This is a genomic window from Pseudomonas sp. SED1 (genome assembly GCF_034044025.1).
Classification (GTDB): Bacteria; Pseudomonadota; Gammaproteobacteria; order Pseudomonadales; family Pseudomonadaceae; genus Aquipseudomonas.
The window spans coordinates 1-23091 of the sequence record NZ_JAXCIS010000132.1; the positions used below are offsets into that span (position 1 = coordinate 1).

The 23091-nt window shown below is 60.8% G+C and carries 15 protein-coding genes, 1 other RNA gene and 2 pseudogenes; 6 read left to right on the forward strand and 12 right to left on the reverse strand.

Annotated elements, in window-relative coordinates; genetic code table 11:
* Positions 1-47: 47 nt before the first annotated feature.
* The 3 genes and pseudogenes from SNL23_RS16780 to SNL23_RS31565 form a co-directional block, all read right to left on the reverse strand.
* The gene (locus tag SNL23_RS16780) at positions 48-1739 is read right to left on the reverse strand and encodes a putative bifunctional diguanylate cyclase/phosphodiesterase (RefSeq protein WP_318302835.1); all 1692 of its coding nucleotides are present in this window, start codon (positions 1737-1739) and stop codon (positions 48-50) included.
* An 18-nt stretch (positions 1740-1757) separates the two neighbouring features.
* Positions 1758-2249: pseudogene (locus SNL23_RS31560) on the reverse strand (methyl-accepting chemotaxis protein); the annotation flags it as partial.
* 795 nt (positions 2250-3044) lie between these two features.
* Positions 3045-3473, reverse strand: a pseudogene (locus tag SNL23_RS31565) (PAS domain-containing protein); the annotation flags it as partial.
* Between the two features lie 310 nt (positions 3474-3783).
* Here SNL23_RS31565 and SNL23_RS16790 point away from each other — a divergent pair.
* A complete protein-coding gene (locus SNL23_RS16790) occupies positions 3784-4098 on the forward strand; it encodes a helix-turn-helix domain-containing protein (RefSeq protein ID WP_003219061.1) in 315 nt (104 codons plus the stop codon).
* A 147-nt stretch (positions 4099-4245) separates the two neighbouring features.
* Positions 4246-4617, forward strand: a complete 372-nt coding sequence (locus SNL23_RS16795) for a VOC family protein (protein ID WP_076017204.1) — start codon at positions 4246-4248, stop codon at positions 4615-4617.
* Here SNL23_RS16795 and SNL23_RS16800 read toward each other — a convergent pair.
* Positions 4531-5499 (reverse strand): DMT family transporter, encoded by a 969-nt coding sequence (locus SNL23_RS16800; RefSeq protein ID WP_318302840.1) that lies wholly within the window; start codon positions 5497-5499, stop codon positions 4531-4533. The two genes, SNL23_RS16795 and SNL23_RS16800, sit on opposite strands and share 87 nt — an antisense overlap.
* Before the next feature lie 97 nt (positions 5500-5596).
* Between SNL23_RS16800 and SNL23_RS16805 the strand changes: the two genes are divergently transcribed.
* Positions 5597-6460: a LysR family transcriptional regulator gene (locus SNL23_RS16805; protein WP_167662639.1), complete on the forward strand. Its 864-nt coding sequence runs from the start codon at positions 5597-5599 to the stop codon at positions 6458-6460.
* A gap of 61 nt (positions 6461-6521) precedes the next feature.
* Positions 6522-7433 (forward strand): DUF2167 domain-containing protein, encoded by a 912-nt coding sequence (locus SNL23_RS16810; protein ID WP_318302843.1) that lies wholly within the window; start codon positions 6522-6524, stop codon positions 7431-7433.
* A 116-nt stretch (positions 7434-7549) separates the two neighbouring features.
* Here the strand turns inward: SNL23_RS16810 and SNL23_RS16815 are convergent, their stop codons facing one another.
* The 8 genes from SNL23_RS16815 to SNL23_RS16850 all read right to left on the reverse strand — a co-directional run bounded on the left by SNL23_RS16815 (position 7550) and on the right by SNL23_RS16850 (position 18939).
* Complete coding sequence (locus tag SNL23_RS16815) at positions 7550-8164, reverse strand: hypothetical protein (protein WP_318302844.1); 615 nt, start codon at positions 8162-8164, stop codon at positions 7550-7552.
* Between the two features lies 1 nt (position 8165).
* On the reverse strand, positions 8166-9212 hold the full coding sequence (locus SNL23_RS16820; protein ID WP_318302846.1) for an N-acetylmuramidase family protein: 1047 nt from the start codon (positions 9210-9212) through the stop codon (positions 8166-8168).
* 311 nt (positions 9213-9523) lie between these two features.
* An RNA gene (gene ffs / locus SNL23_RS16825) (signal recognition particle sRNA small type) lies at positions 9524-9620 on the reverse strand.
* A 208-nt stretch (positions 9621-9828) separates the two neighbouring features.
* On the reverse strand, positions 9829-10992 hold the full coding sequence (locus tag SNL23_RS16830) for a zinc-binding metallopeptidase family protein (RefSeq protein WP_318302848.1): 1164 nt from the start codon (positions 10990-10992) through the stop codon (positions 9829-9831).
* Positions 10993-11232: 240 nt separating this feature from the next.
* A complete protein-coding gene (gene ligA, locus SNL23_RS16835) occupies positions 11233-13590 on the reverse strand; it encodes an NAD-dependent DNA ligase LigA (protein WP_318302850.1) in 2358 nt (785 codons plus the stop codon).
* 87 nt (positions 13591-13677) lie between these two features.
* Positions 13678-14529 carry a cell division protein ZipA gene (zipA, locus tag SNL23_RS16840; protein ID WP_076017196.1) on the reverse strand — a complete coding sequence of 284 codons (852 nt, stop codon included), beginning with the start codon at positions 14527-14529 and terminating at the stop codon, positions 13678-13680.
* Positions 14530-14788: 259 nt separating this feature from the next.
* The gene (gene smc / locus SNL23_RS16845) at positions 14789-18277 is read right to left on the reverse strand and encodes a chromosome segregation protein SMC (protein WP_318302851.1); all 3489 of its coding nucleotides are present in this window, start codon (positions 18275-18277) and stop codon (positions 14789-14791) included.
* 2 nt (positions 18278-18279) lie between these two features.
* Positions 18280-18939, reverse strand: coding sequence for a GntR family transcriptional regulator (locus SNL23_RS16850; protein ID WP_076017194.1), 660 nt, complete (start codon positions 18937-18939; stop codon positions 18280-18282).
* A gap of 280 nt (positions 18940-19219) precedes the next feature.
* Here SNL23_RS16850 and xdhA point away from each other — a divergent pair, with 280 nt between their 5' ends.
* Together xdhA and xdhB are read left to right on the forward strand one after the other, a co-directional pair.
* Positions 19220-20668, forward strand: a complete 1449-nt coding sequence (gene xdhA / locus SNL23_RS16855) for a xanthine dehydrogenase small subunit (protein WP_318302854.1) — start codon at positions 19220-19222, stop codon at positions 20666-20668.
* On the forward strand, positions 20661-23060 hold the full coding sequence (xdhB, locus tag SNL23_RS16860) for a xanthine dehydrogenase molybdopterin binding subunit (RefSeq protein WP_318302856.1): 2400 nt from the start codon (positions 20661-20663) through the stop codon (positions 23058-23060). Before xdhA ends, xdhB begins: the two co-directional genes overlap by 8 nt.
* The last annotated feature ends 31 nt before the right edge of the window (positions 23061-23091 follow it).

The window sequence follows — 23091 nt, forward strand, 5'->3', positions numbered from 1 at the left end:
GCGGGAGCAAGCTCCCTCACCACAGCAAGCTCCCCTCGCCACAAATATCACTCAAGCTTTTGCCACTGCGCCGGCGGCCTGAACCCTTCAACCCACCCCGGCACGTCCCCCGCCGGCATCGGCCGGGCGATGAAGTAGCCTTGGGCCACTTCGCAGCCCATGCGCATCAATAGCTGCCCGTGCTCCAGGGTTTCCAGACCTTCGGCAATCACTTCGCGACCAAACGCCCGCGCCAGGCCGATCACCGCCTTGGTCAGCGCCAGGTCGTCTTTGTCGTGCAGGATGTCGCGCACAAATGACTTGTCGATCTTGATGGTCTGGGTCGGCAGGCGCTTGAGGTAACTCAGGGAAGAATAGCCAGTGCCAAAATCATCCAGGGAGAACTGCACGCCCAGGGCCTGGCAGGCTTGCAGGTGCTGGGTGACGCGCTGGATATTGTCGATGGCCACCGACTCGGCGATTTCCAGGTCCAGCCGGTGCGGCTCCACCTGCGGGTACTGCGCCAGTAAATCCTGCAGCCGCTCGACAAAATCCTCGCGCTGGAAATGCCGCGCCGCGATATTCACGCTCACCGACCACCAGTGCCCATGCACCTGCCAGCGATGCATCTGCCCCAACACCTGGTCGATCACCCATTCGCCGATGTCGACAATCAGGTCGGTCTGCTCGATAAGCGGCAGGAAATCCCCCGGCGTCACCAACCCGCGCTCGGGGTGCTGCCAGCGTAACAACGCCTCGAACCCCACCACCGTGCCGCAGCGCAGATTGACCTTGGGCTGGTAATGCAGGCACAACTGGCCCGCCGCCAGGGCCTGGCGAATCTGCTCCACGGTTTGGTGACTGGCTTTCACCTCCTGCTCCAGGGACACATCAAACAACTGGTAACGGTTGCGCCCGCTCTGCTTGGCCACATACATCGCCTGGTCCGCATGACGGAGCAAGGTGTCGGCGTCTTCGTCATCCAAGGGGAACAGGGTGACGCCAATGCTGGCGAACACGTTCAGCTCGGCCCCCTGGATCGAGTAAGGCTCGGAAATCGCCTTGAGGATGCGCAGCAAGGCGGCGTTAAGCTCGTCGATATCGCGCACGTAACGCAGGATCAGCACAAACTCATCACCCGCCAGCCGGGCGACCACATCTTCGCCGCGAATAATCTCCCGCAGCCGCGTGGCCACCTCCACCAATAACAGATCGCCACAGGCATGCCCATAGCCATCGTTGACCGCCTTGAAGCCATCCAGATCGAGCATGCACAGCGCCAGCGGAATGTTTTCGCTGCGGGAGAACTCCAGGGACTGGTTGAGCAGCTCGGACAGATAGGCACGGTTGGGCAAGCCGGTCAGCACGTCGTGGCCTACCCGCCATTGCAGGGTGTGCAACAACTGGCGTTTTTCGCTCACATCGAAGCGGATCGACACGTACTTCTGTACCCGCCCGGTCTTTTCATCGACCAGTGGCACCATGGTGCTGTCCACCCAATACAGGGTTCCATCCTTGGCCCGTTTGCAGATTTCCCCACGCCATACCCGGCCTTCGCTGATGGCCTGCCACATGCCCTGGAAGAATGCGGCAGGGTGCAGGCCAGAACTCAGGATCCGGTGGTTTTGCCCCAGTAACTCGTCACGCCCGTAGCCGGACATGCCGCAGAACTGGTCATTGACGTAAGTGATGCAGCCCGCCAGGTCAGTCTCGGAGAAAATGGCGGCTGCATCCACGGCCCTGCGGTATTTCTCTTCCATGAGTGAGGCTCACTGTGGCTAGCGGTTGAACCGCTCGACCAGGGCGCGCAACCCGGAAGAGATGCTTTCGAGTTCCCTGCCACGGGTGACTGCAGCGTTGGCATTGCCCGCTGTCTTTTGCACCGTGGCGGCGACGTTATTGATCTGTTGTGAAACTTCCTCGGCGACGTGGGATTGTTCCTGGGAGGCGGCAGCCATTTGCTGGCTCATGTCGGTAATCCGTTCCACCGCGTGGCGAATACCTTGCAGCGCCTGCTGCGCCTCAAGCACCTGCTGCACGCCCTGCTCGGCTTCGTGAATGCCCAGGCTTGCGATCTCGACCGCCTCATCGGCGCCGGCCCGCAGGTTCTGGATGATGCCCTGGATCTGCTGGGTCGACTCGCGGGTCTTGCCCGCCAATGCGCGCACCTCGTCGGCCACCACGGCAAAACCGCGGCCCTGCTCACCGGCGCGGGCCGCTTCAATGGCCGCGTTGAGCGCCAACAGGTTGGTCTGGTCGGCGATCGCCTGGATCATGCTCGCGGCCACCTGGATTTGCTGGGTCTGCCCGGCGAGGTTGCCCACCGCCTGGTTGATCTGGGTGACGGTGCCGGCCAGCAACTGGATCGCCTCGCGCGACGTGCCGGCCACCTGGCTGCCCTGCTCGGCGAGGGTGTTGGCGGTGTGGGCTTCGCTGGCGGTTTGCTGCACGTGCACCGCCACTTCGGCGATGGACGCGGCCATCTCGGTCATGGCGGCGGCAGTCATGTCGGTCTCGGCACGCTGTTCCAACAGCGCCGACTCGGTGGTGCTCGACAGCACGCTGGAATGGGCGGCCGCTTCGGCCATCTGGTTGGCCAGATCGCTGAGGCGCGTAAGCGCAGTCTTAAGTCGTGCCTCTTCGCTGATCAGGATCATTTCCAACTGCGCGGTCGGCCCCAGCGCATCGCTGTAGGTCATGGCGCTGATAGGGTCGGAAAAGGCGTTAGGCGTGTTCTGCACAATCCGCTTGAGCTGTAGTCCCAAGCGTTGATGGGCCCAGATGCCTACACCGAGAAACAGGCCAACGGTCACCGCCTGACCCCACACACCCGGAACCCATTGAAAGGCGGCGACGCTGGCGGCGGCGGCCACGAATGGCAAAGCCAGGGCCTGGGCCATGGATGCCAGGCGCCGCACTGGCGCGACCGCCGCACCACCGGCCTGCAAGCGCGCGTAAAGCGCTTCGGCGCGCCGTACCTGTTCGCGGGTGGGCTTGACCCGCACCGACTCGTATCCGGTCAGCCGCCCGTCTTCGAGGATCGGCGTCACATAGGCGCTGACCCAGTAGTAGTTGCCGTTCTTGCAGCGGTTCTTCACCACGCCCATCCAGCTCTGCCCGGCCTTGAGGTAGCTCCACATCAGTTGGAATACCGCGGGCGGCATGTCCGGGTGGCGCACCAGGTTATGGGTGCTGCCGATCAGCTCGGCCTGGGTAAAACCGCTCATGGCGGCAAACTCGGCGTTGCAGTAGGTAATGTGGCTGTTGACGTCAGTCGCGGAAATTAGCCGTTGCTGCTCCCCAAAAGTCTGTTCAACAGCAGTGACCGGCAAGTTGAGACGCACGTTAAAGCTCCATGGACAGCATTCGATCGCTCTCTCGACTACCGGGTAGGCAGGACAGGCGGATTCGTATTTCCAGTCGGGCTGCGCCGTCGATCGGCTGGTTGGCCGCAAACGGGCGCAAACCCACGATTTTGCACAGCAATTCATCATCCATTCAGTGATGATCAACTAGGCTTGAATTCGGGTATCCAGCACGTGAGGCGCAATGAAGCGTGGCACTGACGAGCGACGTTTCAGTCCCTGCCAAGCGTCCGTTTTATGGGCACATTTATGAGAGTAAGGAGAAAGCAATGATTTCCTGTTTCATAAACCTGCCTTCTGAAACGAGACCACCAAATACTTGTCCTAGATGCCGATTCTACGAATTACATCACATTTTGCAAGAAAAGGTGATGGTATATGCGGTTGTCTATTTTTAAGATTTATCGTTAAGTTCTTGATTCTAAATGGGAATTGAGCGATGCACATTTCAAGTTTGGGTCCGGCCATCAGACGTTACCGCAAGGTCGCAGGGCTTACTCAGGCTGAACTAGGTGAAAAAACCGGTTTTGACCCTAAAACCATCAGCCGCTTCGAAACCGGCACCTATACACCCAGCGTCGAGGCTCTGTTCTTGTTCGCAGAGGCGCTGGGAGTGAAGCTGAAAGTCTTTTTCGCAGACCTGGTCGACGAAGAGGAACAGCGCGCTTATCTGTTCGGTGTCATTCATAAAGCCACCCCGAAGGATCTGGGAAAGCTGATCGCAGCGGTAGACCAGGCCTTGTCCAAGCCTTAGAGCTCGCAACACCCGTGCACGCAATAAAAAGAGCAGACAGCGAGACTGTCTGCTCTTTGCTTGATGACTCCTGACATGAACTGACAGGACAGCCCCTTAGACTAGGGACTGAGCCGCAGCATTGCTGCGCACTATCAGGGAGTCATCATGAATAGCCTTGCCCATTACTTTTTGTTGTACGTCGACAGCCCGGCCACCAGCGCCAACCTCTATAGCCGCCTGCTGGACAATGCACCTGTAGAGCTGGGGCCGACCTTCGCATTGTTCATCCTCGACAACGGGGTAAAACTCGGGCTGTGGTCGCGCCATACCGTGGAGCCGGCTGCCCAGGCCACAGTCGGCGGTGGCGAGGTGGGATTCTGCGTCGCTGATATAGCAGCGGTCGATGAACTGCACGCGCGCTGGGTGCAACTGGGGTTGAGCATCATCCAGTCACCGGTCGAGGCGGATTTCGGCTACACCTTTGTCGCCCAGGACCCCGACGGTCACCGCCTGCGGGTGTTCACCGTGAACCCGTAACGGCTTGCGGCGCCAGCGCCCTTCCAGGCTGATGGCGCCGACACTGGCCAGCACAATCAGGCCACCCAGCACCACGCGCATCGAAACCTGCTCGCCCAGCAGCGAGGCGGCCATCACCATCGCCACCGGCGGCACCAGGTACAACGCCACGGAAGCACGGCTGACTTCGGCATGCCGCAACACATAGGCCCAGGCCAGGTACGCCAGGGCGCTGGGAAACACGCCGAGCAACAACACCGCCCAGTTGGCTTGGGCTGATGACTGCGCCACCACTGCCGGTAAATCCGGCAAATACACACACAGCAGCAAGGTGCCCGACCACACGGTGTAGCACACCGTGGTCAGCGGGCTGTAGCGCCGGGAATAGTGTTTCTGGATCGTGAAATAAAGGCTCCACGACAGCGCCGCCACCAGGATCATCAAGCCACGGGGGTCAATCTCCCCCAGGCCATGCTCACCCCAGATCACCACCAGTACCCCGCTCAAACCCAGCAACACGCAACCCCAGCGCCAGCCGGTGACCCGCTCCTTCAAGCCAAAAAACGCCACCAGCACTGTAAACAGCGGAACGGACTGCGCCAGCACACTGGACGCCGCAGCCGTGACAAATTGCTGGCCGAAATTGATGGTGAGGTGGTGCAGAAAAATCCCGAAGAACCCCAGCACCAGCAGCCACGGCAGGTCCCGCAGCCGTGGCCGCTCGATCTTCGCCATCAGCGCCACTCCGGCCATCAACACCGAAGCAATCAGAAACCGCCCCAAGGCCAGTTGGCCCGGGCTGTAACTGTGCAAGGCCATATGCACGCCAATCGGCGAATACGCCCAACAGAGGATGACGCTGGCAGTGACTAGCGTAAGCTTTACGGGTGACGGGGCATTCATGAACGGCGTCCTGCAGTGGGAATGCCGTCAGTCTTGGCCCCGGCACGGCGCAGGACAATTAACCGTTTCTGACTTCTGTAATCACTGGAACTGAGCGATGGAACTGGCCCAACTGAAAATGGTGAAAGCCGTGGCGCAAACCGGCAGCGTGGCCCAGGCCGCCCTGCAACTGCACTGCGTGCCGTCCAACATCACCACGCGCATCAAGCAGCTGGAAAGCGAGTTGGGCACCCCGCTGTTCATTCGTGCCGGGCGCGGGTTGGCGATCAGTGCAGCCGGCGAAGTATTTCTCGACTACTGCGAGCGCATCCTGGCGCTGGTGGAAGAGTCCAAGCGCGCCGTCGACAGCAATGCAATTCCACGCGGCAAGCTACGCATCGGCGCGGTGGAGTCGAGTGCCAGTGGCCGCCTGCCGCCGTTGCTGGCTGAATACCATCGGCGCTATCCACAGGTGGAATTGGAATTGGTGACCGGCGCCTGGGCGCAGTTACTGGATGACCTGCAACATCACCGCATCGATGCCGCGCTGGTGGCCGCCGGCGGCAAACGCCCGAAGCTTGAACAAAGCGTGGTCTACAGCGAGCGCCTGGTGCTGATCACCAGCGCCTCCAGCGCGCCTATCGAGGATGCCCGGGACTTGGCCGGCCGCACCTTGCTGGTCTGGCCGCCTGGCTGCCCGTACCGCGCCGCCCTGGAAAACTGGCTCAAGCCCCACGACATCAAGCCGGCCATCGCGAGTTATGCCAGTTGGGGCACGATCATTGGCTGCGTCAGCGCGGGGATCGGCGTGGCGCTTGCGCCGGAAGGCATCCTGGCGCGCTACGAGCAGGCCAACCAATTGACGTCCTACCGCTTCGACGAATTGGCGGCGGTGGATAACCTGCTGTTCTGGCACAAAGACACCCAACGCCACCTGGCACGGGACGCCTTTGCGGGACTGCTGCGGGAGACATTCAGCTAACCCGTTACAGCATGTTTCAGTTATCCTCCCGCGAAATTAATTCAAATTGTAAGGGACTACCATGAATTACTTCCGCCTATTGCTGGCGGCGGCCGCCCTGAGCCTGCCCGTCGCGCCCGCCTTTGCTGCCGCCAAGCCTGCCCCCGTTGAAGCCGCTGCATCCGCCGAAGCGCCCGAGACCGCCGAACACTTTCTCGGCTCTCTCAAACAGAAGACCGGTACCGTCACCCTGCCCGGCGGTATTGCGACCCTCAAGCTCAACGACGAGTTCTACTACCTCGACCCCACAGACACCGAGCGCCTGCTGACCGATGGCTGGGGCAACCCGCCAGGCTTCAAGACCCTGGGCATGATCGTGCCAAAAGCCGTCAGCCCATTGTCGGAGCGCGGCTGGGGCGTGATCGTCAGCTACAAGGCCGACGGGCACATTTCTGACGAAGACGCTGCGAAAATCGACTACACCGAATTGCTCAAGCAAATGCAGGAAGAAGACGTCGAAGACAACAAAGAACGCCAGAAACAAGGCTACGCAGGCCTGCACCTGCTGGGCTGGGCCGAGCCGCCGCACTACGACGACACCACCCACAAGATGTACTGGGCCCGCGAACTGAAAGCCGACGACGCCAAGCAAACCACCCTCAACTACAGCATCCGCGTGCTGGGCCGTGAAGGCGTGCTGGAACTCAACGCCGTCGCCGCCATGGCCGACCTGGCCACCATCAAGCAAGAGTTGCCCAAGGTCCTGGCCTTTACCAACTTCACCGATGGCAACCTGTACACCGACTTCAACCCGAAGACCGACAAACTCGCGACCTACGGCCTTGCCGCACTGGTTGCTGGCGGGATCGCGGCCAAGGCCGGGCTGTTTGCCAAGATCGGCATCTTCCTGCTGGCGGCGAAGAAGTTCCTGGTGATCGGCGTCGTGGCGCTGTTCGCCGTTATCCGCAAGCTGTTCAACCGCAACAAGGCCTGAATACTGAGAGAAGTAAGGCGGGACGCGGAGCGTCCCAGGCTGCATTCCCACGCAGAGCGAGGGAACGATCAAAAAAGCCGCGGCGTGCCCGGCACACCGCGGCGCGGGGAACACCCTCAGCTTTTTGCCGGGGCCAGCCTGGCGTACTGGTCCTGGCTGATCCAGCCCTTGGACGAGCGGCCTTCGCCATTGATGAACTCGACCTGGGCCCAGCCATCCTTGAACGCCAGCACCGCGACCACATCGTCCTTGACCACATAGGCACGATGACTAGCCTTGGCGTCCGGAGTCTTTTGCAGGAAGGCCTTGTCGGCTGAAACGGTCACCAGGCCAATCCACTTCTTGGCAGCCGTCTGGGTCAGGTCCAGGCCGGTGGCGATTTCCGGCATCAGCACGCTGATGCAACCGGGATGCTCGCGGCCCTTCTCCACCGTCAGCGTCACACCGTCCGAGGACGCCGCAACGGTTCCCGGGTAAGTCGCATCCAGCCACGTGGACACCGACGCCTTCGCACCGTCGACCTTGCCCTGCAGGAAGAACGTGCACGTGCGGGTCACGCCCTCGCCCATCTCTTCAGCATAAAAACCTTCCACCTGATGCTCAGGCGTCACGGCCAGCATCAGCCCTTCGTACTTGCCCGAGTGCAGCGCAGCGGCAAACGCCGGCGTTCCCGCAGCAACACAAACGAAAGAGGCAACCAGCAATCGGGACAGGCAACGTTTGAACGGCATTCTATTTTTTCCCTTCAAGTGCTTCGTAGGCTTTTTTGATTCGATGGTCATAGTCGCCATAATCCTTGCCGTTATAGTTCAGCGCCATGGCGGCGTAATCCTTGTTCTTCATGGCCTTGACCAGCGCCGGGCTCTGACCGCAAAAACCGAGAAAGCCCTTGAGTTGATGCCCGGCGTTAATCTTCATGGCCACGACAAACTCAAACACCGTTTTATAACCACATGCCGTGAAGTTGGACCCCATTATCTGAAACATACCCCAAGAGGCCGACTTCAAGGCCGCTTCCTGATCCAGCGCAAAGGCCGTGGCCATGGTTTCCCAGGCCTTGGTCTGGTCCTTGTTATTGGCCTTCCACTGGGGGCCGGCTTTTTTCACGTAGGGGTACGACAACAGCGGGTGGGTCTGATCGTATTTATGGTTGGTGTACTTGCGAAAGTGGTGCCCTTCAAAAGCGATCACCGGCAACTTGGCCGGCCCGAACCCGGAGCGCCCGCCCGACTCCACCGTGGCGAAGGCCTTGATGATATTGACCGAAATCCCGCTGCCCAACTGCGTGGCGGCGTTCTGGAAGTCCGTGTCCGTGAGCGTCGTGCCCCCGTCGCACGTGGCCTGGAGCATCATCTTCCGGTTGCGCCGCTCGGCCTCGATCATCGCCCGCATGCGATCCAGGTAATGGTTGACCGTGGCCTGGACCATATCCGAACTGGTGTTGCCGAACACATTCAGGAAGGTCGGAATACGCAGGGCAGGATTCGGCTTGACCGCCACCTTCACCGCCTCTTCGATCAGGCTATTGAAGGTGCGCCCGGTGGGGTCGATAACCCCGTCGGGATGGGCGTACTTGAGGTAGCGAAACTGATACTGGCTGATGCACTGCACCAACTGGCCGTCGCACTTGCCATTTTCGGCCAGGGGGAAACTCAACTTGGGAATGATCAAGTTGAACAAATACTGGATGCACTGAACGTCGGCGGGCAAGTTGCGGGCTTTGCCGGGGGCACCGACGGAAGCGCTGATGAGCGTGGGCAACCCTTGCAGGCTTTTCATGACCGACATCCTTGTTAGTTAGGGTGAATGAGCAATAAAGCGCCATCACTTTAATATCATCCATGTGCCGTCGACATATTTTGAAATATGTGACTGGCGCAAACTAGCAAGGTGGTTTTGGGTTGTCCAGAGTGGAAGCTTGAAGTTGTGAAAGAGCCCTCACAGTCTTTTGCCGGTAACGATTGCTTTCGGGCTTGTGAGCACTGAGCTGAAGGACGAACAGCAGAAATCGCTTCGCAGATGACGATTGCCAGCGAAGGGTTTCATAAAGGTATTTTTTTGAATCAAGGAGGGTGGCGTTATGGAGGCAACCCCACCAGCCACACCCCGGCACACAATGTTCCCGCTGTGGCTGCTGCCTTCCGGCTCTGACCAGGTTCACGGGTAATCGTTGCGGGGGGACCGATGGGATCACCATAACGACGCTCGCCTCTCGGCAAGCCGCGCCATTGTACCGATCTCATCGGAAGTTACAACCGTTCGCGCCGGATTAAAAATATCTGATGGTTCAAGTACTTGCCTTCAGGAGTGAGTGTGCCCGCGAAGAACCCAAAGACACTGCGCTCATTCAGGACAGACGCGTTATCGTTGACGACCTTCGCGAGCAAGCTTGCTCCTACAAAAGCACGACCTCATCTGCCCTGCCACCCTCTTGCTGGATCACCAAGTGAATGAAGTGCAGCTTGGCAATCACCGCCGGCGGCAGGACGAACGGATAGAAATCCGGCTGGCCCATGCTGCGGGACAGTTCGTTGAGCATGCCGGCCAGTTCGATCCATGCGTTGACGAATGACAGGAACGCCGTGCCACCGGGATGTTCAGGATCGTAGAGGGTGCTCAGGGGGAATGGCTGGTAGTCCAGGTCCATCTCCCGGGCGCTCATCCCGAAGCCCAGCGCGGTGTCGACGGCGTCCATCATGTGCAGGTAATGCGCCCAGGTTTCCGCCCAGTCTTCCCACGGGTGCATGGTGGCGTAGGCGCTGACGCAGGTTTGCTGCCAGTCCGCGCGCGGGCCGTTCTGATAGTGCTGCTCGAGGGCCTCGGCGTAGCTGGCGCGCTCGTCGCCAAACAGGCTGCGGAACGGCTCCAGCCAGTGGCTGTTGGCGATCAGGCGGTCCCAGTAGTAATGGCCGACCTCATGACGGAAATGACCGAGCAAGGTGCGGTAAGGCTCGCGCATCTGTACGCGGATTTGCTCGCGATGAGCGTCGTCGGCTTCTTTGATATCGAGAGTGATCAGGCCGTTGGCATGGCCGGTGGTGGGTGCGTTGCCTTCCAGGTCGATGCCGACGAAATCAAACGCAAGGCCGGTGTCTTCATCGGCCGTCTTGGGAATGACCTGCAAGCCCAGGCTGATGAGTTGCGCCACGAGGCGGCGCTTGGCGGTTTCGACCTTGCGCCAGCGTTCGGGGTTTTCAGGGATCGACAGGTCGGGAATGGTGCGGTTCAGGCTGCACGCCACGCACAAGGTCTGGCCGTTGTCGGCGGGCAGCAGCCAATTGCAGGCGGCTGGCGTGTCGAGGTTGGCGCAGCGGCGAAATACGCCCGCTTCAGGGGCGGCGTCGAGCACCCACGTATCGGCGTGCGGGCCGGGTTGCAAGGATGACAGGCGACTCTGCTCCGGCTGATAGCCCAACAGTGCCGAACAGGCCAGGCACTGGCTGTTGCGAAAGAACAGGGACTGCCCGCAACGGCACTGCCAAACCTTACTGTTGCGCGAGGTCTCGGCCATGAACGGTGCGGCAATGCGCGAACTGAGTTGTTCGAAGAAGCGGTACATGGCGATCTCTCCCTGGGCTGCCCAAGACTAGATCATGGTTACGAGCTGATCGTTCCAGTTTTTTATTGGCAGCCTATTACTTGTGGCGAGGGGGCTTGTCCTCCGTTGGGCTGCGAAGCAGCCCCAGTAAGGTCAACCAGTTCTTTCAGCTAGAACTCGGTAGCGGGTTCTGGGGCTGCTGCGCAGCCCAACGGGGGACAAGCCCCCTCGCCACAACAAGCCCGCTCATCACAAAAAGTATCAGGCCGTGATGTTGTGCTTGGCCAAAAACGCCACAAACGCCTCTTCATCCAGCACTTTCAAGCCCAGCTCACTGGCCTTCGCCAGCTTCGACCCGGCACCTGGCCCGGCCACCACGCAGTGGGTTTTCGCCGACACCGAACCCGCCACCTTGGCGCCAAGGCTTTCGAGTTTTTCCTTCGCGACATCGCGGCTCATCAGTTCCAGGGAGCCGGTAAGCACCCAGGTGTGACCCGCCTCGGGCAAACCTTCGACGACCTTCTTCTCGCTCTGCCAGTGCATGCCGAAGTCCTTGAGCTGTTGCTCGATGGCCAGCGCACGATTGGCGTTTTCTTCGATGTCAAAGAAATCCCGGACAGCCTTGGCCTGCTTCTCCGGCAACGCCTGGCGCATGTCGAGCCAGTCGGCCTTGATCACGCCTTCGAGGGAGCCAAACTTGTCGGCCAGTTTCTGCGCGGCGCCCGGCCCTACGGACGGTACGTGCAGCTTGTCGAGCAAGCCGCCCAACGTGGTGCTGGCCGCGAACTCGGCGCTCAGGTCGCCCTGCTCCTGCAATTCCAGCCCGCACTCGTCCTTGGAGATCAAGGCACCGATCACGTCCTGGTTATGACTGTCTTCAAAGAAGCTGTGAATCTCGTGGGCCACTTCCAGGCCAACGTCCGGCAAGTACGTCAGCACTTCCGGCAAGGCCTGCTGCACGCGCTCCAGGGACGCCAGCGAGCGTGCCAGCACCTTGGCCGTCTCCTCGCCTACATCGGGAATGCCGAGGGCATAGATGAACCGTGCGAGGGTCGGCGTCTTGCTGTTCTCGATGGCGGTGATCAGCTTCTTGCTGGAGACGTCGGCGAAACCTTCCAGGTCGATGATCTGATCGTACTTGAGCTTGTAGAGGTCAGCCGGCGAGCCGATCAGTTTCTCATCCACCAGTTGCTCGATGGTCTTGTCCCCCAGGCCATCGATGTCCATGGCGCGGCGCGAAACGAAATGAATGATCGCCTGCTTGAGCTGCGCACCACAGGCCAGGCGCCCGACGCAGCGGTATACCGCGCCTTCGCTGACGGTTTCCTTGCCCTTGCTGCGCTTGACCAGTTGCGTGCGCTCAACGTGAGAACCACACACCGGGCAGCTCTCGGGGATTTGCACCGCGCGGGCGTTTTCCGGGCGACGCTCGGTGACCACCGACACCACCTGGGGAATCACGTCACCGGCACGGCGGATGATCACGGTGTCGCCGATCATCAGGCCCAGGCGCGCCACTTCGTCCATGTTGTGCAAGGTGGCATTGGACACGGTCACACCCGCGACCTTGACCGGTTTCAAGCGTGCCACGGGCGTCACAGCGCCGGTACGACCCACCTGGAATTCAACGTCCAGCAGTTCGGTCAGTTCTTCCATCGCCGGGAATTTATGGGCGATTGCCCAACGTGGTTCGCGAGCACGGAAGCCCAGTTCACGTTGGTAGGCAATGCTATTGACCTTGAACACCACGCCGTCAATTTCATAGGGCAAGGCATTCCGTCGCTCACCGATATCGCGGTAGTAGTCGAGGCAATCCTGAATCCCCTTGGCCAGTTTCAACTCATGGCTGATGGGCATGCCCCACTTCTTCAGCTGTTGCAGGTTGCCGATATGGGTGTCGCTGATATCCGTGGTCACGCCATAGCAGCAGAATTCCAGCGGGCGGCTGGCGGTAATCTTCGAATCCAACTGTCGCAGGCTGCCCGCCGCCGCGTTGCGCGGGTTGGCGAAGGTCTTGCCGCCAACTTCCAGTTGCGTGGCGTTCAGCCGCTCGAAGCCAGCCTTGGACATGAACACTTCACCGCGCACTTCGAGGGTCGCCGGCCAGCCGGTGCCGTGCAGCTTCAAAGGAATATTGCGCACGGTGCGCACGTTGACGCTGATGTCTTCGCCGGTGGTGCCGTCGCCGCGCGTGGCGCCGCGCACCAGCTCACCGTCCTGATACAGCAGGCTGACCGCCAGGCCATCAAGCTTCGGCTCGCAGCTGTATTCCACCGCCGCGCCGCCGCCAAACAGGTCGCCCACCGGCAAGTCGAGGCCTTCGGTAACCCGGCGATCGAATTCGAGCATGGTGCTTTCATCGAAGGCATTGCCCAGGCTGAGCATCGGGATTTCGTGACGCACCTGAGTGAACGCCGACAACGCCGCACTGCCGACCCGCTGCGTCGGTGAATCACGGGTTACCAGGTCCGGGTGCTCGGCTTCCAGGGCCTTGAGCTCGTGGAACAACCGGTCGTACTCGGCGTCCGGAATGCTCGGTTCGTCGAGGACGTGGTAACGGTAGTTGTGCTGATCCAGTTCAGCGCGCAGTTCGAGGATGCGGGTGTGGGCGGCGGTCATGGGTGTTCTCTCATAAAGCAAAAGAGCAGCCGAAGCTGCTCAATATGTTAGTGCATGGATTCTACAGGCAACGCGTAAGCTTGGACCTTAGCGCTTCTGTGTCAGGGCGCGACGCTCGAACTCGACGATGCGCTGACGGTAGTGCTCGATGGTCTGGGCGGTCAGGACGCTGCGTTGGTCGTCCTTGAGTTCGCCGTTGAGCTCCTGGGACAGCTTGCGGGCTGCAGCCACCATCACGTCGAACGCTTGTTTCGGGTGACGCGGGCCTGGCAAACCAAGGAAAAAGCTCACTGCCGGGGTGCTGAAATGGTCGATGTCGTCCAGATCGAAGATGCCCGGCTTGACCGCGTTGGCCATGGAGAACAGGACTTCACCGTTGCCGGCCATACTTTCGTGGCGGTGGAAAATATCCATCTCGCCGAAACGCAGGCCGCTTTCCAGAATATTTTGCAGCAGGGCCGGGCCTTTGAAGCCGGCGGCGTCGCGGCAGATCACGCTGATCACCAGCACCTCTTCGGCAGCCGGTTGATCCTTGACGGATTCTTTATGGGCACTCTTGGTCGGGGACTCATCCGGGAAGTCATCATCACGGCTGCTGAAGCTCGGGCCTTCTTCCAGGTCCAGGTTCAGGTCGCCCTGCGATGGCTCGCTGGCCGCGCTGCGCTTGCCGCGCTTGGGCTCGCGGGCTTCACGCACCGGTGCGCTCATCGACGGCAGGTCGTGCTCGTCCAGTTGCGGCTCTTTATGGTTATCCAGGACACGTGGAGGCCCCAGCAGCTCGGCGCTGCCGTCGTCGTCCGGCAAATTGGACAGGTTGCGGTCCAGGCGAAATTTCAACTTGCCCTTGCCGCCGCGCATCCGACGCCAGCCATCAAAAAGAATACCGGCAATGACAATAATGCCGATGACGATCAGCCACTCGCGCAGACCGATTTCCATGTAATCCCGTGCCTCTAATAAAAAATGCTGAAAAATAAGGGGTTTAGCACCGTGCAAACCGCTTTAAAACGTGGCGCCAACTCTATGTTCTGAATGACGTTTTGCCCACGCATACGAAAATTTGACATTAAACTAGCACGACCAAAGATAACTTTACACCGTCTGTCAAAATGCCTTGAACAAATATGTCCATTTGCCACTTTTCCCAGACCGGTAAATCACCCTACATCGCGCTGGAAATCTTCCTACGAAGTGCGCCTCAGGATTCCACCAGCGCCATCGCCTCTTCGACATCCACCGCCACCAATCGCGAACAGCCCGGCTCGTGCATCGTCACGCCCATCAACTGATCGGCCATTTCCATGGCGATCTTGTTGTGGGTGATATAGATGAACTGCACGGTCTGGGACATCTCTTTAACCAGTCGCGCATACCGTCCAACGTTAGCGTCATCCAGCGGGGCGTCAACTTCGTCGAGCATGCAGAACGGTGCCGGGTTCAACTTGAAGATCGCAAATACCAGGGCCAATGCGGTCAGTGCCTTCTCGCCACCGGACAACAAATGGATGGTGCTGTTCTTCTTGCCCGGAGGCCGCGCCATGATCGTTACCCCTGTATCGAGTAGATCTTCGCCCGTCAGTTCCAAGTAAGCGCTGCCACCACCGAAAACTTTCGGGAATAACGCCTGTAAACCGCCATTAATCTGATCAAAGGTATCTTTGAAGCGATTACGGGTTTCCTTGTCGATCTTGCGGATCACGTTTTCCAGGGTGTCCAGCGCTTCCACCAGGTCGGCGTTCTGCGCGTCCAGATAACGTTTGCGCTCGGACTGCTGCTGGTACTCGTCGATGGCCGCGAGGTTGATCGCGCCGAGTCGTTGAATGCGTGCAGCAATCCGCTCAAGTTCTTCTTCGGCTTCTTTCTCGTTGGCCTGGGCGGTCAGGGTATTGAGCACGCCGTGCAAGTCGTAGCCGTCTTCCAGCAACTGGTCTTGCAGGGTCTTGCGGCGAACCGTCAGGGCCTGCCATTCCATGCGCTGTTGTTCGAGCTGGCCACGGATCAGTTGCGATTGCTGTTCGGCCTGGGTCCGACGCTTTTCGGCGTCGCGCAGTTCACGGTCGGCGTCTTCCAGGGCGATTTGTGCAGTCTTGAGTTCTTCGTCGACGGTCATGCGCTTGTCGAGCAACTCTTCGAGCTTCAGGCGCAGCTCTTCCAGCGGGGCCTCGCCCTCCTCCAGGTTGAGGCTCAGTTGCTCGCGCTTTTCGGTCAGGCGTTCGGACTGCATTTCCAGGCGCTCGAGGGCCTGGCGCGTGGAGTCGTGTTGCGCCCGCAGGGAGCCGAGGCGCACGGCCAGTTGATGGGCGTGGTCCTTGTGCTGGCGGGCTTCCTGACGCACCCGGTCGAGGCGTTCACGCAAGCTGTCGCGCTGGGCCAGCAGCAACTCGCGCTGCTCGGTGTCCAGGGCCATGCTGTCGAGGGCGTCCTGCAGTTGCAGGCGCGCTTCGCCGACTTGTTCGTGTTCGAGGGCGCGCTGCTCGCCCATCTCGGCCACTTCTTCATCGAGCCGGGTGCGGCGCAAGGTCAGTTGTTCGACCTTGGCCTTGCTCGCCGAGAGCTGGGCTTTCAATTCGCCTTGCTGGCGCGCTTCGTCCTGCAACAGCCGGCGCAGGTGTTCGCGGCCGGTCTCTTGCTGACGCTGGGTGGCGCGCAGGGTTTGCAGCTGGTTTTCCAGGGATTCGAGTGTGGCTTCGCGCTCTTCGCGCTCGGCGGTCAGGTTGACGATTTCCTGGCCACGGGCCAGAACGCCGCTTTCCGCTTCGCTGGCGCGACGCACCCGCAAAAAGTGCCGGCCGACCCAAAAACCGTCACGGCTGATCAGGCTTTGCCCGGCCGCCAATTGGCCGCGCTGGGCCAGGGCCTGCTCGAGGCTGTCCACCGGCTTGACCTGGCCGAGCCAAGGCGACAGATCAATCGCCGCCTCGACCTTGTCCAGCAAGCTGCCCGGCACGCGCGTGCCGTCAGCTGCGGGGCTGAGCAAACGCAGATCGCCCTGGGTAAACCCCGCCAGGTCGAAACCGCCAAAATCATCCACCAACACGGCTTGCAGGTCGGCACCAAGCACGGTTTCCACCGCCAGTTCCCAACCGGCTTCGACCTTCAAGCCTTCGGCCAGGCGCGGGCGCTCGGCCAGGTGTTGCTCGCGCAGCCATTCGGCTGTGCCGGTGCCCGGGTCGAGCGCCGCTTGCTGCAAGGCTTCCAGGGAGGCCAATCGACCGTTAAGCCGCTGCAAATCGCCCTGAGCGGTTTGCTGCGCCTGGGTCGCCTGTTGCAGTTGCTGACGCAATTGCTCCAGGCGTTCCACTTGTTGTTCTTCGCTGGCTTCCAGCTCTTCCAGCGTCATTTCGCTTTCGGCGAGTTTCTCGCTCAGCTCGAGGATCGCCGCGTCTTCCGGGTCGGCCGCGAGCAACACGCGCTCTTCCACCAAACGCCGCTGACGTTCGGCCAGGCGCTCCATGCTGGTTTCCAGTTGCTGGATGCGCGACTGCTGCACCTCAGCCTGGCGGCGCGGCTCGGCGGATTGCAGGTTGAAGGTGTCCCACTGCTCCTGCCAGGCGTGCATGGTGGTTTCGGATTCTTCCAGGGCCGCAGCAGCTTCCTCGGCAGCGGCGCTGGTGACTTCCTGCTCGGGAGTGAGCATGTCCAGCTCCTCCCCGAGGGTCAGCAGCAAAGTGCGGTCGTGGCCCAGGTGCGATTCGGTTTCCAGGCGCGCGCGTTCGGCTTCCTTCAGGTCGTCCTGCAACTGGCGCAAGCGTTGCTGGCCGTGCTGGATGCTCTGCTCGACCCGGGCGATGTCACCGCCCACCGAATAGAAGCGCCCCTGCACCAGATTGAAGCGCTCGGACAGGTCATGGTGGCCGTCCCGCAGGCGCTCGATGCTGGCGTCGGCATTGCGCTGCTCGGCCACCAAGGCTTCGAAGCTGATTTCCTGGGTGCCGATGATCGCTTCGCGCTGGCCCACCTGGTCGTTCAACGCCTGCCAGCGCAGGGCTGACAGTTGCGCCTTGAGCTGACGCTCCTCGCCCTTGTATTCCTGATACTTCTCGGCCGCCTGGGCCTGACGGTGCAGGCGCTCCAACTGGCGCTCCAACTCGTCACGCAGGTCAGTCAGGCGGGCGAGGTTTTCGTGGGTGCGACGGATACGGTTTTCGGTCTCGCGGCGGCGTTCCTTGTACTTGGAGATGCCGGCTGCTTCTTCGATAAAGTTACGCAGGTCCTCGGGCTTGGCTTCGATCAGCTTGGAGATCATGCCCTGCTCGATGATCGAGTAGCTGCGCGGGCCCAGGCCGGTGCCGAGGAAGATGTCGGTAATGTCCCGCCGGCGACACTTGGTGCCATTGAGGAAATAACTGTTCTGGCTGTCGCGGGTGACTTTGCGGCGGATGGAAATTTCCGCATAGGCCGCGTACTCACCCACCAAGGTGCCGTCGGAGTTGTCGAACACCAGCTCGATACTGGCCTGGCTCACCGGCTTGCGGCTGGTGGAGCCGTTGAAGATGACGTCGGTCATCGACTCGCCACGCAGGTTTTTCGCGGAGCTCTCGCCCATCACCCAGCGTACGGCGTCGATGATGTTCGACTTGCCGCAGCCATTGGGCCCGACCACCGCCGCCATGTTACTGGGGAAGTTCACCGTGGTCGGGTCGACGAAGGATTTGAACCCCGCCAGTTTGATGCACTTGAGCCGCACGCTTAGGCTTCCGCCAACGCAGCAATGACCAGCGAGCAACTGCGCTCGCCGTAGGCCGAGAGTACTTCGCGAATCTGTGGCAGGTCACGGGCCAGCACGGCGGCGAGCAATTGCTCGAACAGCACCAGGTACTCGCTCATGGACGCCTTGCGTTGATCCAGCGCCAGGTAATAGGCGCGGTTCATCGCCGGCTGCAGGTTCTCGACGGTTTCCTGCAAATACGGGTTGTTGGCGAACGGATACGCGGCGCGCATCACATTGAAGCTTTCCTCGACGAAGGCACGAATGTCCTGGCGTTCGAAGCTGGCGACCAGGCGCTGCTGGATCTGCACGAACGGCGCCATGTCGGCCTGGGTCTGCCAGCCGGCGGCGACGGCGTTGCCCAGCAAGATATACAGCTCGCCCATCAGCGTGCACAGGCTCTGAACCTTGTGGGCAGTCAGCTCGGTGACATGGGCGCCACGGCGCGGCAGGATCGCGATCAGGTGCCGACGCTCAAGGATCAGCAAGGCTTCGCGCACGGAACCACGGCTGACATTAAGCGCCAGTGTGACCTTCTGCTCCTGGATCCGCTCCCCAGGCTTGAGGTCCCCGCGAATGATACGTTCGGCGAGGTGGTGAGCGATTTGCTCGGCAAGACTATCCGGCGCCTTGAACGTCATGTTTTCCCTTCAAAATCTTCTATCGGTACAAGCGCGGCAGTGTAGCGCACTTGCCGGTTGATGGCGTACGGCCCACAAGCACGAATTTGGCATGAAATAAGCAGCCGTTAAAGTCCAGAAGCCCCCAAAAACGGCGGTTCCAGAGAACTGGACCATAATCAAGGATGTTGAAATCGCACTTTCTTGACCCTTAGGTCAGAAAATCGTTGACCGAAAAGTCAGACATGACTAGATTCGGCGCAAAGCGGTTAACAACAATAATGAGTCTGCGAGGCCTTCCGTGATCCAGTTTTTACTAAACCAGGAACTCCGTAGTGAGCACGCCCTGGACCCGAACCTGACAGTGCTCAACTATTTGCGTGAGCACCTGGGCAAATCCGGCACCAAGGAAGGCTGCGCCAGCGGCGACTGTGGCGCCTGCACCGTGGTGGTCGGCGAGCTGCACACCGACGATCAAGGCGCGGAGCAGATTCGCTATCGCAGCCTCAACTCGTGCCTGACCTTTGTCTCGTCCCTGCACGGCAAACAACTGATCAGCGTCGAAGACCTCAAGCACCAGGGCCAACTCCACAGCGTGCAACAAGCCATGGTGGAGTGCCACGGTTCGCAATGCGGCTTCTGCACCCCGGGCTTTGTGATGTCGCTGTTCGCCCTGCAAAAAAACAGTGATGCACCCGACAGCCAGAAAGCCCATGAAGCCCTGGCCGGCAACCTCTGTCGCTGCACCGGTTATCGCCCGATTCTCGCCGCCGCCGAACAGGCCTGCTGCAACAAGCCCCAGGACCAGTTCGACAGTCGCCAGGCCGAAACCATCGCCCGCCTGAAATCCATCGCGCCGACTCAAACAGGCGAGTTGAACAGCGGCGACAAACGCTGCCTGGTGCCGTTGACCGTCGCCGACCTGGCCGACCTTTACGACGCTTACCCACAAGCCCGGCTGTTGGCTGGCGGCACCGACCTGGCGCTGGAAGTCACGCAGTTCCACCGCACGCTGCCGGTGATGATCTACGTCGGCAATATCGAAGAAATGAAGCGCATCGAAAGCTTCGACGACCGCCTGGAAATCGGCGCCGCCACTTCCCTCTCCGACTGCTACACCGCACTCAACAACGAATACCCGGACTTCGGCGAATTGCTTCACCGCTTCGCCTCGTTGCAGATCCGCAACCAGGGCACCCTGGGCGGCAATATCGGCAACGCGTCGCCCATCGGTGATTCGCCGCCACTGCTGATCGCTCTCGGTGCGCAGATCGTACTGTGCAAAGGCAACACCCGCCGCACCCTGGCGCTGGAAGACTACTTCATCGACTACCGTGTCACTGCCCGCCAGGACAGCGAATTCATCGAAAAAATCATCGTGCCCAAAGGCGTGCCGCTGTTCCGTGCCTACAAGGTTTCCAAGCGTCTGGACGATGACATTTCCGCCGTCTGCGCCGCCTTCAACCTGAAACTTGATAACGGCGTGATCACCGATGCCCGCGTGGCGTTCGGTGGCATGGCCGCCACCCCAAAACGTGCGAAAAGTTGCGAAGCTGCGCTGAACGGCGCCACCTGGAATTCCGCCACCGTGGAAAAAGCCTGCGCCGCCCTGGCCGAAGATTTCACCCCGCTGTCGGACTTCCGCGCCAGCAAGGAATACCGCCTGCTCAGCGCGCAAAACCTGCTGCGCAAATACTTCATCGAACTGCAAACGCCGCACATCGAGACTCGGGTGACCGCTTATGTCTAACCATCACGCCGTGGAAAAATCCCAAGCCGAACTCGCCGAACTGTTCGCCAAGGACCTGACCAGCGGAGTCGGTCGCAGCGTCAAGCACGACAGCGCCGCCAAGCACGTCTCGGGCGAGGCGCAGTACATCGATGACCGCCTCGAGTTTCCGAACCAGTTGCACCTGTACGCACGCATGTCGGACCGCGCCCACGCGAAGATCATCAGCATCGACACTGCGCCCTGCTACGCCTTTGAAGGCGTGCGCATCGTCATCACCCACGAAGACGTGCCGGGCCTGAAAGACATCGGCCCGTTGATGCCCGGCGACCCGTTGCTGGCCATCGACACCGTGCAGTTCGTCGGCCAGGTCGTGCTGGCCGTTGCCGCCCGCGACCTGGAAACCGCACGCAAAGCCGCGATGGCTGCCGTGATCGAATACGAAGACCTGGAGCCGGTGCTGGACGTGGTCGAGGCGTTTCGTAAAAAGCATTTTGTGCTGGACAGCCACACCCACCAGCGCGGTGATTCGGCGGGCGCGCTGGCGACGGCAAAAAATCGCATCCAGGGCACCCTGCACATCGGCGGCCAGGAACACTTCTACCTGGAAACCCAGATCTCCTCGGTAATGCCCACCGAAGACGGCGGCATGATCGTCTACTGCTCCACGCAAAACCCCACCGAAGTACAGAAGCTGGTGGCCGAAGTACTCGACGTATCGATGAACAAAATCGTGGTCGACATGCGCCGCATGGGCGGTGGTTTTGGCGGCAAGGAAACCCAGGCCGCCAGCCCGGCATGCCTGTGTGCGGTGGTCGCACGCCTCACCGGCCAGCCGACCAAAATGCGCCTGCCGCGCGTGGAAGACATGCTGATGACCGGCAAGCGCCACCCGTTCTATATCGAGTACGACGTGGGCTTCGACGACACCGGCCGCCTGCACGGTATCAATCTGGAACTGGCGGGCAACTGCGGTTGCTCACCGGACCTGTCGAACTCGATTGTCGACCGTGCGATGTTCCACTCCGACAACTCGTATTACCTGGGCGACGCCACAGTCAACGGCCACCGCTGCAAGACCAACACCGCGTCCAACACAGCTTATCGTGGCTTCGGCGGCCCCCAAGGCATGGTCGCCATCGAGGAAGTGATGGACGCGATTGCCCGGCATCTGGCCCTCGACCCGCTGGCCGTGCGCAAGGCCAACTACTACGGCAAGACCGAGCGCAACGTCACCCACTACTACCAGACCGTCGAGCACAACATGCTCGAAGAGATGACCGCCGAACTGGAACAAAGCAGCCAGTATTTCGAGCGCCGCGAAGCGATCCGTCGCTACAACGCCAACAGCCCGATCCTGAAAAAAGGCCTGGCGCTGACGCCGGTGAAATTCGGGATTTCCTTCACCGCCAGCTTCCTCAACCAGGCCGGTGCGCTGATCCACATCTACACCGACGGCAGCATCCACCTGAACCACGGCGGCACCGAAATGGGCCAGGGATTGAACATCAAGGTCGCGCAGGTGGTGGCCGAGATCTTCCAGGTAGAAATCGACCGCGTACAGATCACCGCCACCAACACCGACAAGGTGCCGAACACCTCGCCGACGGCGGCTTCCAGCGGCGCCGACTTGAACGGCAAGGCCGCGCAGAATGCCGCCGAAACCATCAAGCAGCGCCTGGTGGAATTTGCCGCGCGCAAGTATGAAGTCAGCGAGGCCGACGTTGAATTCCACAACGGGCATGTGCGGGTTCGCGATCACATCCTGACGTTTGAAGCGTTGATCCAGCAGGCGTATTTCGCCCAGGTTTCACTGTCGAGCACCGGCTTCTACAAGACCCCGAAAATCTTCTACGACCGCAGCCAGGCGCGTGGCCGGCCGTTCTACTACTTCGCGTTCGGCGCGGCCTGTTGCGAAGTGATCGTCGACACGCTGACCGGCGAATACAAAATGCTGCGCACCGACATCCTGCACGACGTGGGCGCCTCGCTGAACCCGGCCATCGACATCGGCCAGGTCGAAGGCGGCTTCATCCAGGGCATGGGCTGGCTGACCATGGAAGAGCTTGTCTGGAATAACAAAGGCAAGCTGATGACCAACGGCCCGGCCAGCTACAAGATCCCGGCCGTCGCCGACATGCCGCTGGACCTGCGGGTGAAACTGGTGGAAAACCGCAAGAACCCGGAAGACACCGTGTTCCATTCCAAGGCCGTGGGCGAGCCGCCGTTCATGCTCGGCATCGCCTCGTGGTGTGCGATCAAGGATGCCGTGGCGAGCCTGGGCGACTATCGTCATCAGCCGAAGATTGATGCACCGGCGACGCCGGAGCGGGTGTTGTGGGGGTGTGAGCAGATGCGCCAACTGACCGCTGCAAAAGCTGTGGAAACTGAAACCGAGTTGGCTTCGCTCTAGACCGAGGCGCTGCCTTCGCGAGCAAGCCCGC